General features: G+C 43.8%; 13 protein-coding genes. 9 read left to right on the top strand and 4 right to left on the bottom strand.

Annotation, left to right across the window (positions count from 1 at the left end):
* Positions 1–954, top strand: a complete 954-nt coding sequence (rbsC, locus tag AMR95_RS13790; RefSeq protein WP_024423678.1) for a ribose ABC transporter permease RbsC — start codon at positions 1–3, stop codon at positions 952–954.
* A 13-nt stretch (positions 955–967) separates the two neighbouring features.
* Positions 968–1885, top strand: coding sequence for a ribose ABC transporter substrate-binding protein RbsB (gene rbsB / locus AMR95_RS13785; RefSeq protein WP_058838584.1), 918 nt, complete (start codon positions 968–970; stop codon positions 1883–1885).
* A 35-nt stretch (positions 1886–1920) separates the two neighbouring features.
* Here rbsB and AMR95_RS13780 read toward each other — a convergent pair whose 3' ends face one another.
* Both AMR95_RS13780 and alsR read right to left on the bottom strand, forming a co-directional pair.
* Positions 1921–2523: a flavin reductase family protein gene (locus AMR95_RS13780; protein WP_058838607.1), complete on the bottom strand. Its 603-nt coding sequence runs from the start codon at positions 2521–2523 to the stop codon at positions 1921–1923.
* A gap of 74 nt (positions 2524–2597) precedes the next feature.
* Entirely contained in the window at positions 2598–3485 is an 888-nt protein-coding gene (gene alsR / locus AMR95_RS13775; protein WP_058838583.1) for an acetoin biosynthesis transcriptional regulator AlsR, read from the bottom strand.
* Between the two features lie 150 nt (positions 3486–3635).
* On the opposite strand from alsR, the gene alsS reads away from it, so the two are divergent.
* The 5 genes from alsS to AMR95_RS13750 all read left to right on the top strand — a co-directional run bounded on the left by alsS (position 3636) and on the right by AMR95_RS13750 (position 7905).
* Entirely contained in the window at positions 3636–5336 is a 1701-nt protein-coding gene (gene alsS / locus AMR95_RS13770; RefSeq protein ID WP_058838582.1) for an acetolactate synthase AlsS, read from the top strand.
* Positions 5337–5371: 35 nt separating this feature from the next.
* Positions 5372–6142: an acetolactate decarboxylase gene (gene budA / locus AMR95_RS13765; RefSeq protein ID WP_058838581.1), complete on the top strand. Its 771-nt coding sequence runs from the start codon at positions 5372–5374 to the stop codon at positions 6140–6142.
* Positions 6143–6294: 152 nt separating this feature from the next.
* Positions 6295–6771 (top strand): Lrp/AsnC family transcriptional regulator, encoded by a 477-nt coding sequence (locus tag AMR95_RS13760; protein WP_039183339.1) that lies wholly within the window; start codon positions 6295–6297, stop codon positions 6769–6771.
* A gap of 16 nt (positions 6772–6787) precedes the next feature.
* Positions 6788–7369 (top strand): chromate transporter, encoded by a 582-nt coding sequence (locus tag AMR95_RS13755; RefSeq protein WP_082672242.1) that lies wholly within the window; start codon positions 6788–6790, stop codon positions 7367–7369.
* The gene (locus AMR95_RS13750) at positions 7366–7905 is read left to right on the top strand and encodes a chromate transporter (protein ID WP_249115323.1); all 540 of its coding nucleotides are present in this window, start codon (positions 7366–7368) and stop codon (positions 7903–7905) included. Before AMR95_RS13755 ends, AMR95_RS13750 begins: the two co-directional genes overlap by 4 nt.
* Before the next feature lie 33 nt (positions 7906–7938).
* On the opposite strand, the gene AMR95_RS13745 is transcribed toward AMR95_RS13750, so the two are convergent.
* Together AMR95_RS13745 and AMR95_RS19260 are read right to left on the bottom strand one after the other, a co-directional pair.
* Positions 7939–9258 (bottom strand): UDP-glucose dehydrogenase family protein, encoded by a 1320-nt coding sequence (locus AMR95_RS13745; RefSeq protein ID WP_058838580.1) that lies wholly within the window; start codon positions 9256–9258, stop codon positions 7939–7941.
* A gap of 116 nt (positions 9259–9374) precedes the next feature.
* Positions 9375–9518 (bottom strand): hypothetical protein, encoded by a 144-nt coding sequence (locus tag AMR95_RS19260; RefSeq protein ID WP_003214884.1) that lies wholly within the window; start codon positions 9516–9518, stop codon positions 9375–9377.
* Positions 9519–9704: 186 nt separating this feature from the next.
* Here AMR95_RS19260 and AMR95_RS13740 point away from each other — a divergent pair, with 186 nt between their 5' ends.
* Positions 9705–11312, top strand: a complete 1608-nt coding sequence (locus AMR95_RS13740) for an SWIM zinc finger family protein (RefSeq protein WP_058838579.1) — start codon at positions 9705–9707, stop codon at positions 11310–11312.
* Positions 11299–14076, top strand: coding sequence for a DEAD/DEAH box helicase (locus AMR95_RS13735; protein ID WP_058838578.1), 2778 nt, complete (start codon positions 11299–11301; stop codon positions 14074–14076). The genes AMR95_RS13740 and AMR95_RS13735 overlap by 14 nt, the downstream gene beginning before the upstream one ends.
* Positions 14077–14088: the final 12 nt, after the last annotated feature.

Below are 14088 nucleotides of genomic sequence, written 5' to 3'. Positions count from 1 at the left end.
ATGAAACCACTTACTTCAAATGGACGATTTGACCACATCATGCAAAAGCTTGGGCCATTCTTAGGACTCATCATCCTTGTCGCCATTGTTTCTATTTTAAACCCGGCCTTTTTAGAGCCTTTAAACATCTTAAACTTACTGAGACAAATCTCCATTAATGCCCTCATTGCCTTTGGGATGACATTTGTTATTTTAACTGGAGGTATTGATTTATCAGTCGGTGCCATTCTTGCACTGTCCAGTGCCCTGACTGCCGGCTTTATCGTTTCTGGCATGGACCCGATTTTAGCCATTATCGTCGGCTGTATCATCGGTGCCGTTCTTGGGATGATTAACGGTCTTTTAATCACAAAAGGAAAAATGGCTCCTTTTATCGCAACACTTGCGACAATGACGATTTTCAGAGGTTTGACACTCGTTTATACAGATGGAAACCCGATTACTGGGCTTGGCTCTAACTATGCCTTTCAGTTATTCGGCCGCGGATATTTCTTAGGCATTCCTGTTCCAGCGATCACGATGCTTCTCACCTTTATCGTCCTTTGGGTACTGCTTCATAAAACGCCTTTCGGCAGAAGAACATATGCAATCGGCGGGAATGAAAAAGCTGCGCTCATTTCAGGAATCAAAGTACCGCGCGTGAAAATTATGATCTATTCATTAGCAGGCTTCATGTCTGCCTTAGCAGGTGCGATCTTAACATCTCGTCTGAATTCTGCACAGCCAACAGCTGGTACGTCCTATGAGCTTGACGCCATTGCTGCCGTCGTACTTGGCGGGACAAGCCTGTCCGGCGGAAGAGGACGAATTGTCGGCACACTCATCGGGGTACTCATTATCGGTGTCCTGAACAATGGTATGAACTTACTTGGTGTTTCATCATTCTATCAATCTGTTGTGAAAGGGATTGTCATCTTGATTGCAGTCCTGCTAGACAGAAAGAAATCTGCTTAAGGAGGCAGCTGCTATGAAAAAATATCTTATTCTCATCCTGACTCTCTCATTGTTCATGCTTTCTGCCTGCTCACTTGAACCACCTGAGTGGGCCAAGTCATCAAAGGATGGCAAGAAAAAAGACATCAAAATCGGGCTGTCAATCTCGACATTAAATAACCCATTCTTCGTTTCTTTGAAAAACGGTGTGACAAAAGAAGCGAAAAAGCTAGGCATTGACGTCGTGATTGCAGATGCACAAAATGATTCAGCTAAACAAACAAGTGATGTAGAAGATTTAATTCAGCAAGGTGTCGACGCATTGCTCATCAACCCAGCTGATTCATCTGCCATATCAACCGCTGTCGAATCAGCGAACGCTTCTGATATACCTGTCATCACATTAGACCGCTCAGCCGAAAGTGGAAAGGTAGAAGCACTTGTCGCCTCAGATAACGTCAAAGGCGGAGAAATGGCAGCTAACTTTATCATCGACAAGCTCGGCAAAGGAGCAAAAGTCGCTGAATTAGAAGGCGTACCAGGCGCTTCCGCTACACGTGAGCGTGGTAAAGGATTCCATAAAATAGCAGATAAAGACTTAAAAGTGACAGCGAAACAAGCTGCTGACTTCGACCGGACAAAAGGACTGAATGTCATGGAAAACCTCCTTCAAGGAAACCCTGACATCAAAGCCGTTTTTGCCCACAATGATGAAATGGCACTTGGCGCGCTAGAGGCAATTCAAAGCTCCGGAAAAGACATTCTCGTCGTTGGTTTTGACGGGAACGAAGATGCACTCAGCTCAATCAAAGCAGGAAAACTCTCTGCAACAGTTGCTCAGCAGCCAGAGCTGATCGGTCAACTGGCAGTCGGTGCTGCAAACGACGTATTAAAAGGGAAAAAAGTACAAAAGAACATCGCAGCTCCACTGAAACTAGAACAGAAGAAATAAACAGAACCCCCGAGCATCACTCGGGGGTTTTTTGATTACTGTGGTCTTTTCAGCACAAATGACGTGCCTAAATGGGCATAATCATTACCTGCTAGTCGCGCGACTGGTTTCAGTTCATTAGTAGAAACATAGCCTTTTTCTACATCATAAACACCCTCATCTAAATGTGCACATACAACTCGGCCAATGATATGATCGACCGTGATCTCCCCTTCATCATTTTGAAAGGTGAGATGCTTTTCCAGCTGACATTCAAAACGAATGCGAGCTTCCTTGATCCCCGGCACTGAAATGACATGACTCTCTACTTGATGAAGACCGGTTCGTTCCAGCTCACTCTCTTCCTGCGGCAGCGTAGCAGCTGTTTCATTAATATCTTCTATTATGGCTTCATCACTCACATGAACGACAAACTCTTCCCTATCGATAATATGCTGAGCAGTATCTTTCATCTGACCTTCACGTCGTCCGATAGAAACGGCAATGAGCGGCGGGTGTCCACTGATGACATTAAAGAAACTAAATGGTGCGGCATTGACGACATTTTCTTTAGATAGACTTGTAATAAACGCTATCGGTCTTGGAACGATAGAACCAGATAATAATTTATATGCCTCTTTTCGTGACAGCTGATCCATTTGCAATGTAATCAATTCAGGTACGCCTCCTTTTAATGTAACGACATCATACCATAACCCGTTCCCTATACCTCTTATTCTAGCTCGGTGCGATGCAGGATATGGTGGACAAGATGAAATAAAGCGGGATTATGATTTTCCCGTCTATAGGAAATCGTCCATTCCGCCAGAAGCTGTTCACCCTCAATGGCTCGATAAACAACATCCAGATTAAATAAACGCCGGGCTGATTTTGGAATCACTGCAATACCGATCCCTGCTGTGACAAGACCAATGATCATTTGATATTCCGCCGCTTCCTGCACGATATTTGGAGAAAATCCGTACTTTTCACATAGCAGGACAAAGTGCTGATAAAGGGACGGCCACGATTCCTGTGATAAAGAAATAATCGGTTCATGACGGATATCTTCAATCGTGACAGTCTCTTGTTGAGCCAATCGATGATTTTTTGGAATCGCAAAAATACATTCACTTTGCTTCATCAAACGACTGACTAGTTCTTCATGCGGCGCTGTAGGATGTAAAAAACCGATATCAATCTCACCATTTAAAAGAGCCTCTAGCTGCTGCGGAACAGAAAGCTGCTGCAGCTCGATACTGACAGAGGGATACATCTCCCTGAATTCACGTACAACGGGAGGCAGAATATCATACGTCGCCGTTCCAACAAAACCTATGATGATTTTCCCCAGCTCTCCTCTTGCTGTATGACGGGCATGATCAACCGCTTTATCAAGCTGTTGCAGCACTCCCCGAATCTCATGTAAAAAGACCTTTCCAGCAGCTGTTAGCTCCACCACCCGTTTCGACCGGTGAAATAAAGGAAAACCCAATTCTTCCTCAAACTGCTTAATTTGCTGACTAAGTGGAGGCTGTGTCATATTCAACCGTGCGGCTGCTCTGCCGAAATGCAGCTCCTCCGCTACTGTGACAAAATACTGCAAATGTCTCAGTTCCATCCTTTCACTCCTCACACACTTATTCGTGAAACATATCAAAACTGCGTTAAACATATATTGGAAATTTTATTTTATGAAATGTATAGTAAATCATATCATGAAAATATATTTTCATAAAAAATTTTACTTGCCGAAAGGAGTGCGGGGTAAATGAAATCTCAAGCACAACCCCTAACAAGACGAGGAGCAGAGTTGATTGTCGATACGCTGATTGCTCAAGGTGTGACCCATGTTTTTGCCATTCCAGGTGCAAAAATTGACGCTGTATTTGATGTATTAAAAGACAGAGGTCCAGAGCTTGTCTTATGCAGACACGAACAAAATGCAGCCTTTATGGCAGCTGCTGTCGGACGTTTAACTGGCAAACCAGGTGTTTGTCTCGTCACATCAGGTCCTGGAGCATCTAATTTAGCAACAGGTCTATTAACAGCCAATACAGAAGGTGATCCTGTTGTCGCAATCGCTGGAAACGTCATTCGTGCAGATCGTCTGAAACGAACACATCAATCACTCGACAATGCGGCATTATTCAAACCAGTCACCAAATATAGTGTTGAAGTACAAGACGTTCATAATATACCAGAAGCATTAACAAATGCTTTTCGCGCGGCACAAAAAGGGCAGGCTGGAGCAGCATTTATCAGCTTTCCACAAGATGTCGTGACAGAACACACCACACAAACAGCAGTGTCTGCTCACCCTTCTCCAGAATTAGGTCCTGCACCGGATGCTCTCATCAGTTCGGCTATCGCCAAAATTCAAAATGCACACTTACCTATTGCGATTGTGGGAATGAAAGCCAGTCGTCCAGCTGCTGCAAATGCCACAAGAGCATTATTAAAAACACTTGGTATCCCATTTGTTGAAACGTATCAAGGAGCCGGCGTTCTCTCAAGAGAGCTCGAGTCTCAATATGTAGGCAGAATCGGCTTATTCCGTAATCAGCCGGGTGACCTTCTCATTGAACAAGCAGATGTCCTTTTGACCATTGGCTTTGATCCAATCGAGTATGATCCGAAGCATTGGAATCTTCAGCCGCAACAGCGCCAGATCATTCATGTTGATGACATGCAGGCAGATATTGACCATTTTTATGAGCCAGCGCTTGAACTTGTAGGCAATATTTCTGAAACCGTCAAACATCTAGCGCATGACAGTGTTCCTCTTTCTCTATGCAAAGAGAACATAGAATTAGTCACTGAATTACAGGAGCTATTAAGCGACATTGAAAAGGTACCACAAAGAGAAAGTCATCGATCTCACCCGCTGGATGTCATTCATACATTGAGACGTCTGATTCCTGATGACACAAAGGTCACATGTGATATCGGATCTCACGCGATTTGGATGTCCCGTCACTTCCGCGCCTATGAACCGAACTCATTCTTGGTGAGTAACGGCATGCAAACATTAGGCGTCGCATTACCATGGGCAATTGCGGCTTCTATATTGAATCCAGATGAAAAGATTATTTCGGTTTCGGGTGATGGCGGTTTTCTCTTCTCCGCAATGGAGTTAGAAACAGCTGTCCGCAAAAAGACAAACCTCGTTCACCTTGTTTGGAACGACAGCACATATGACATGGTTGCGTTCCAGCAGGAAATGAAATATGACCGTACATCCTGCGTTGAATTCGGACAGATCGATTTAGTGAAATATGCGGAAAGCTTTGGAGCGACTGGATTACGGGTCAACTCACCTGAGGAACTTTCAACCGTCCTTCAAAAGGGTATAAACATAGAAGGACCCGTGATCATTGATATTCCGATTGACTATCAAGATAACCCTGACCTCGCCAGTCAAAAATGGCCAGAAGTCTATCGCAAAAAACACACAGCGAACGTCAGATAAGACTTCGATACATTACATTAAAGGAGTGAGCGGATATGGGTATGATGCACCCAATGAATCAACAGAATGACACAAGACAGCATGACAAACAGCAAGAGGTCTATCAAGTATCGACGATGACCTCCTTGCTTGAAGCCGTATATGATGGAGATTTCTCCCTCGCGCATATTCCTGAACACGGTGATTTCGGCATCGGTACATTTAATCAATTAGATGGGGAGCTGATCGGCTTTGACGGTGCATTCTACCGGCTGCGCTCGGATGGAACAGCGACACCAGTCACCGATCAAGATTATTCACCATTCTGCTCTCTAGCTTTCTTTGAAACAGATATCGTTCATCGAATTGATGCACCAATGACGTCCAAAGAACTGGAAGAAGAAATTGACCGCATCTTACCAAGTAAAAATATCTTTTATGCGGTCCGCATTGATGGATCATTCAAAAAGGTTCAAACACGTACGGTTGAAAAACAGGAAAAACCTTACGTTCCGATGGTAGAAGCAGTCAAGTCTCAGCCTATTTTCGACTTCGAGGATATTCAAGGTACGATCGCAGGCTTCCGTACACCGCAGTACGCACACGGCATTGCGGTAAGTGGATATCACCTTCATTTTATTGATGAAGATCGAAGTGTTGGCGGACACGTATTTGATTACACCGTTGATCAAGTCACCATCCGCATATCTCAAAAACGTCATATGAATTTACACCTGCCGAATACGCAGGAATTCTTTCAAGCCGACATTGATCGAGCTGACCTTGCACAGCAAATTGCCAGTGCAGAAAGCAACCCGGATCAATAAATGAAGACACCCCGATGAGCTCGGGGTGTTTTTTAATGCATAAAGATGTTTTTTCACCCGTAACGTTTTCGTTTCGATAGTAAATGAGAAATCAATCATTCTATACGTAATGAAATATGATAGAATATCAACAGAAGAAAGGTGGTTATATGGTGTCAAAAGACTATAGCATTCCGAACCTAACATTAGACGAAAGAGATAAACAAATTTTATCCCTATTACACGAGGACGGGCGCATGTCTTATACAGATCTCGGCAAACAGGTCGGTCTGTCACGTGTTGCCGTGCAAGCCCGCATTCAGCAGCTCATTGAAGCAGGAGTCATTGAACGTTTCACCGCTGTGATTAACCCCGCGAAGGTCGGCATTCATGTCTCTGTCTTCTTTAATGTAGAGGTAGAGCCAAAATTTTTAGAAGCGGTTGCCCTTCAGCTTGAACAAGAAACAGCTGTCACGAGTCTTTATCATATGACAGGACCAAGCAAGCTGCATATGCATGGCATTTTTCAAGATGAACAGGAAATGGAGACATTTCTGACAAAAAAACTATACCCGCTAGAAGGCGTTGTCAGTGTGGACTGCCAAATGCTCATTAAACGATACAAAAGCCGTATGGGCATGAAATTGTAGACAGGAGTTGAACCACTTGCAATCATATATCGAACTCATTATCGCTATGGTGCGAACCGGGATTCTCGGTTTTGGCGGAGGCCCTTCAGTGATACCGCTTATTCGCCATGAAGCGGTGGTGAAATATCAATGGGTCAACGATGACGAATTCGGAGAAACACTCGCCATCGCCAATGCATTACCAGGCCCGATCGCAACCAAAATGTCAGCATACCTCGGCTATCGATTAAAAGGCGTATCTGGCGCAATTGTCGCAACAGCTGCACATATTTTACCGACATGTCTCGCTATGGTAGCCCTTGTCACACTTGTCAGCGTCTTAAGTTCCTCACAAATCATTCAAAATATGATTGGTGCTGTGACCCCTGTCATTGCCGTTCTGTTAGGCATCATGGCATATGAGTTTGGACAAAAAACGCTGAAAGGCTTCGGCATGATCTTCGGGATCACTCTATTCCTTCTTGCCTTTGTCGGACTGCAAGTGCTCTCCATTCATCCAGGAATCATTGTGATGATCTTTTTATTTTATGGCGCTTTTCATTTTAAGCTGAAAAATCGCTGGCATCGGTCAAATAAAGAGAAAGGAGTGTCTTCATGATACTGATTCTCTTTTTATTCTGGGCATTCTTTTTATCTAATCTATTAGGATATGGCGGAGGCCCTGCATCCATCCCGCTCAATTATGAAGAAATCGTCAATCATTTTCATTGGATGACGAACGAAGGATTTTCCAATATGCTGGCTTTAGCCAATGCACTGCCGGGGCCAATCGCTACGAAGATTGCAGCATATGTCGGCTATGACGTCATGGGCTGGCCAGGTTTTATCGTGGCATTGCTTGCAACTGTCCTGCCTTCCGCTGCCGGACTCATTTTATTGCTCAAGCTCATTGACCGTTTTCGCCAATCTCCCGTCGTCAAAGGCATGACCTTATCCGTACAGCCTGTCATTGCGATGATGATGCTTTTACTAACATGGGAAATCGGCGGAGATGCAGTGAAAGCCATCGGCTGGACACAATCTCTCGCCATTGCCGCGATCTCCTTTTTCTTGATGACCAAATTCAAGCTGCACCCTGCCTTTCTTATTGTGGCTGCATTTTTATATGGTGGATTCATTCTGCCGCATTCATAAAAACCGATAACATTCACTGTTATCGGTTTTCTTTTACATATAAATTGGAGAAACTGATCTGCGCCCAATCGAATGATACTCGACCCCTGCTTCTTCTGCCGCTTCAAGTGTATGACAGTTTCGTCCATCGAAAATAAGCGGCTGCTTCATCCATTTTTTGTAGGACGCGAGTGGAAACGACTGAATATCCGCCCACTCTGTTAATAGACAGACCGCATCGGCATCCTTGATCGCTTCTTCAATCGTTTGAGCAAATAAGACTTGATCCGGCAGTTCACGAGCTGCACGCCGGGCAGCAACAGGATCATACGCCACAAGCTCCGCACCTAATTGATGGAGCTCATGAGCGATCGGAATAGATGGTGCCTCCCTCATATCGTCTGTATTCGGTTTAAAGGACAGACCAAGAAGCGCAATTCGCTTCCCTTCAAGCGCTGCTCCCAGCCGCTCCTGGATATTTCGGATAAAACCTGCCCGCTGCTCATTATTTACTTTGATGACAGCCTTTAATAGCTCAAAATCATGGGACACATGCCCTGCAATTTGGACAAGTGCATTTGTATCCTTTGGAAAACAAGAACCTCCGTAGCCAATGCCCGCTCTTAGAAAGGAAGAACCGATCCGCTGATCAAGCCCCATTCCCTTCGCCACCCATTCAACATCAGCACCCGTTTTTTCACAAATGGAGGCAATCTCATTTATAAAGCTGATTTTTGTCGCAAGAAATGCATTTGATGCATACTTGATCATTTCAGCACTTTTACGGTCTGTTTTGACCAATGGAAGGTGGAAATCAGCATACATGTCCTCCAACTGATCTAATACGGCTTTTGTTTCAGCTCCAATCACAAGCCGATCCGCCCTCAATGTATCTGAAATGGCAGAGCCTTCCCGTAAAAATTCTGGGTTAGATGCAATAGCTAATGGTTTCTTCCGTCCTAATTCTTGATGGATGAGCTGATCGATTTGATCTCCCGTTCCGACAGGCACCGTACTTTTCACCACAAGAATCGCACCTGATTTTGCTTTTATCCCCATCTCTTTCGCAGCCTGAAACACATACTGTAAATCAGCTTGGCCATCTGCCTGCTGCGGGGTGCCGACCGCAATCATTAATACATCTGCCTTCGTGTAGGCTTCCGCTCCATTTATATGAAAATGAATACGTCCCTGCTCAAGATTGCGTTTCAATAGCTCTTTTAACCCGGGCTCATACATTGGGGGAGTTCCCTGTTTCAGCTGCATAACCTTTCGGCGGTCAATATCAATACACGCCACATCATGTCCTGCCTCCGCTAAACACACACCTGTCACAAGCCCCACATACCCACAGCCTGCAATCGCAATATTCATGACACCATCAGCTCCCCATACTCCTTATGCTTGTAATGACATCGTATGCCGGGAGCTTTCATTCCATTCTTAAAAGCATACAAAAACCCCCCGCCATCACTAGCAGGGGGTCACTTTTATGAAACAAGACCATTTCGAATATGAGCAATCAGATTTTCAAGCATTTCTTTTGTTGTGACATCATTTGAATTTTCACCAATATCATGAGCGTACATCAAAATCTTTAAAAATTCCTCTTGATTTAAACCCTTATTATCCATGTCTGTATCCTTTCGATTCCACTAATTTCATTATTATATGCTGTAAGGTTGGTTTATGCAATACTCTATTACATCATTCGACAGCTTTTGAAATTTATGACCATTTTCATGAAAAACTTTTTTATAAATCCCCATTGAGCTATAATAAAAGAATTGGAATCTTTTACTTGGTTAGGAGCGGATCAAATGCTTCAGCACAACATCAACGAAGAAGAAATCAAACAAACAGCCGAACAGATCAAAGAACTTCTTCCTGCAACAGATGAAAACAAACAACTCATCAAAAAAGCATTGATTACTTATAGACAGGACAGCGTATATCGGCTCAAGCAAGAGTCTGATACTGAATGGTCAGCTTATGTACATGATGTCGTGGCAGCAAGAGTCCACCTTCATGTGCTGTTTCCTGTGAGAAGCAGCTGCTCATGTCCAGCAGATGGACTTTGTAAACACATTCTCGCTGTCTTCTTTTCGCTATACGCTCAAGTAGAGAGTGTGACCGGATTTACAGAAAATTGGTCAGAAAAGGATGAATTACAGCGCAGCAAAGAACTGATTCGCCAGCACTTCCAAGTGAAGCGCCCAGACGAACAATCACTCCAAAGCTGGCTGACTTTTTTCCAAGAGGAATTTAACCTCTGGCTGAAACGGACACCGAAGCACCAGCAAACACCACAGCATTTGTATTACGGCTATTTATCGATCCTAAAAAAACACGCACCTGCTTCACCTGAATTCAAGAGCTTGTATGCGATTCATACGTCAATCGATGTATGGCTTAGGCTTCATGAACTCGTCGACCTCGGCCGGCTTGATGCCGAAAAAGACTTTTATTCCATGAATCCATATGTAGAACAGCTCATGAACACCATTTTCGATTCAGTGGATCATTTGAAGACATACGCCCTTTCCTTTTCCCTCGATCCGTTTCTTGAAAACACACCAACTGCCGTTCGCACACTTCTTCAAATCAATGGACCTTTCCAGCATGAACGAGTAGCGGTCTTTATGGAGATTTGGGGCACCATATTAAATAGAGGGAAATGGGTCAAAAAAGAAACAGAATTACTAAAGAACGCCCAGAAAAAAGAACAAACGGTTGAACGTACCATCGGACTGATGCACATGGATTATTTACTGAAAGAAGATGAAAGCCTCTTTCAGCAATTACAGTTGCTCAATGCCGACATGCTGCCAAATGTGCTCAATTGGCTGAAGGATCTCACAAACCGAAAAGACTGGAAGCGGCTCAAGCTCTGGTATCACGAAATCACCTATATATTAGAGGAATATTGCCAGCTCGACCTTTCCTACAGAGAACTGCGGGGAGCCGTCAGTGATTTCTTCTTTTATTTAGATGCATATTTTAAGCAGACGAAGGATCATCATTTATATGAACGCTATCTCCAAATCTGTATGCCCTATGCGTTTACAGAATACAGTCAGCTATTGTATGCACAGCAGCGTTATGCGGAATGGATTGAGATTCACAGCCTTGTTGGTTTCTCCATTAGTGAACTAGAGAAGGATCTGATCAAACAGATTGCAAAAGAGGAGCCAGAAGCCCTAATTCCATCGTACCACCGTGAAATCTCGCTGCTTCTCGATCAAAAGAATCGAAGTGCTTATCGAGAATCTGTGAAAATGCTGAAGAAACTGCGCACGCTTTATCATAAAACGAAAAAAACCGCGATTTGGGAAAGGTATGTAAAGCAGCTGCAAGATTCAACAAAACGGCTGCGTGCGTTCCAAGAGGAAATGAAGAAAGGAAAATTGATTGATGACACGCCATAAACAAATTGTCATTCATGCAGAACAAACAGAAGATTTCTCTTTCACCATTTCAGCGCAAGCAGAGGACGGACACCCTGTTCCGCTTAATGAAATGAAGAGGCAGCTTTTCCAATGGCACGAATCTTCTTTCTACGGAACATTCTTAGAAGATGTCAGCTTTATTGGAACACCTGCCTTCCTGTTAAGCCCTTGGATGACCGTTGAATTGCTAGGAAAAAATTCATTTAATACGTTTAGTCATGTGACATTAACGGATGAAACGGAGCCCCTGATGAAAACAGCCTCCACCATTTACGAATTTATCGAGGACGAAGATTTCGTTCCCGATTATGAGGCATGGACAAAAGGCGAGCTTCGGTTTAAAGACAAAGAAGGCCTATTAGATGGTTATACGGCTGATTGGTTCTCCTTTGCTGTACAGGATTATATTCAGTATGATGATGCGTTGCAGCACAAATGGGAACGCATGAACGCACAATCGCCTGCGCTCTCAACCTTCCAAGGACATTTTCTAGATGAGCAGGATTTCTTGGAGACGATTGGCTGGATAGATGATGAGACGCCGTTCACTGTCGGCTTGCGCTTAAATGAGCCGGATTTTGACGGAGATGATTGGAAAATCGAATTGTTTTTGCGAGATAAGAAAAACAGTGACCTTCACTTTTTTGAAGGCATCCGTTCATTGAAAAGGTCTTGGCATCCGTATCAAGATAAAATTTCAAGAGAGCTGCAACGATTCAGTCAAATTGTCCCTTGGCTTTCTTTCACATCTGGCACCACACTCATGTCAGAAGAAGAGGCGTGGCTCTTCCTATCTGAAGCGAGTGAAACCCTTGTTAATATGGGTATTGAGATTCTGCTGCCATCGTGGTGGCATATTGTTAAAGACAGTACGATGATGTTAAAAGCAAGGATCTCTTCTACACCGCGAGGCGAATCGCATGTCGGAATGGACGCATTAATGGACTTTAATTGGCGCTTTGCTACAAACGGCATTGAACTGACAGAAGATGAGTTCAACGAGCTTGTCCAAAGCAAACGACGCCTTGTCAACATTCGAGGACAATGGATCAAAATAGATCCTACCTTCATCCAGCAAATGAAAAAGTGGATGGAGCGTGCCGAAAACGAAGGACTTCACATGTCTGATATTTTGTCACGTGAACTGGCAGATCAAGGAGCTTCCTCTGAATCGATTCCAGAGCTATTGGACAGTTCAGCATTTGCCCATATTCAATTTGAACTTTCATCGCAATTAAGAGGGCTTGTCCACCAATTAAATGATACGCACGAGCTGCCTTCCTACGAAATGAGTGAGTCCTTTAAAGGCATACTGCGTCCGTATCAGCAGCATGGCGTGAACTGGCTTTTATTTTTAAGATCGCATGGATTTGGGGCTTGTTTAGCAGATGATATGGGCCTTGGAAAAACGATTCAAATGATCGCATATTTCACGTATTTGAAGGAGCAGGAGCAAAATGCCGCTCCCTCTCTCATCATTGCGCCGACCTCTGTTTTAGGAAACTGGCAGCGAGAGCTCGAAACATTCGCACCACATTTGAAGGTTGCCCTGCATTATGGCCCATCGCGTCCACAGGGAGAGGACTTCACAAAAGCATACGAGTCAACAGATATTGTTCTGACGTCTTATGGACTCTCACATTCTGATCTTGATGAATTAACGGCAGCAAAGTGGAATACCATTTGCTTAGACGAAGCCCAAAACATCAAGAACGCCCATACGAAACAATCGAGAGCGATTAGACAGCTCAAAGGGCAGCATCACATTGCCCTCAGCGGGACACCAATGGAAAACCGTTTGACAGAGCTTTGGTCCATATTCGACTTTGTCAACAAAGGATATCTCGGCAGCCTGACCGGCTTCCATAAGAAGTTCGTCCTTCCGATTGAAAAAGACCGTGAAGAAAAAAGAATTGAACAACTGCAGCAGCTGATCAAACCATTTTTATTAAGACGAACAAAACAAGATGAAGAAGTTGCTCTGAACCTGCCTGAGAAACTCGAAGAAAAAGAATTCATTCCGCTATCCGCTGAGCAAGCGTCTTTATATGAACAGCTCGTGAAGGATACATTTGAACATATGGCATCATTAACAGGGATGCAGCGAAAAGCCATTATTTTAAGTATGCTTGGCAGACTCAAACAGATTTGTGATCACCCTGCTCTCTATTTAAAAGAGAGTGGAACAGATGTGAAACTGCTGAAACGTTCGTTAAAAATGGATAAACTCGCAGAGCTGTTAAAAGCGATACATGAGCAAGGAGAAAGCTGCCTCATCTTTACGCAGTATATTGAAATGGGCAACATGATCAAGCAGCTGGCAGAAAAGATGTTTGGAGAACCGGTCCAATTTTTAAATGGCAGCCTCTCAAAACAGGAGCGGGACAAAATGGTGGACCGCTTCCAGAAGAAAGAATTCAACATTTTAATTCTTTCTTTAAAAGCAGGAGGAACAGGACTCAACCTAACCGCCGCAAACCATGTCATTCACTACGATAGATGGTGGAATCCTGCTGTGGAAAACCAAGCGACAGACCGAGCTTATCGGATTGGACAAAAACGATTTGTTCACGTCCATAAGATGATCACAACTGGCACAATCGAGGAAAAAATCGATCAAATGCTCGAAACAAAACAAACATTAAATGATCAAATTATCCAAAGCGAAAGCTGGATTACAGAGCTATCGACAAACGAACTAGAAGATTTATTTACCTTAAGTGCCGCCGCTCAATCATCTTAATCACAGCAAAAA

The organism is Bacillus sp. G1(2015b), from assembly GCF_001482475.1.
Classification (GTDB): Bacteria; Bacillota; Bacilli; order Bacillales; family Bacillaceae; genus Bacillus; species Bacillus safensis.
Note: the sequence above shows the minus strand (reverse complement) of the source record. Positions and strands in the feature narration are given on the sequence as shown.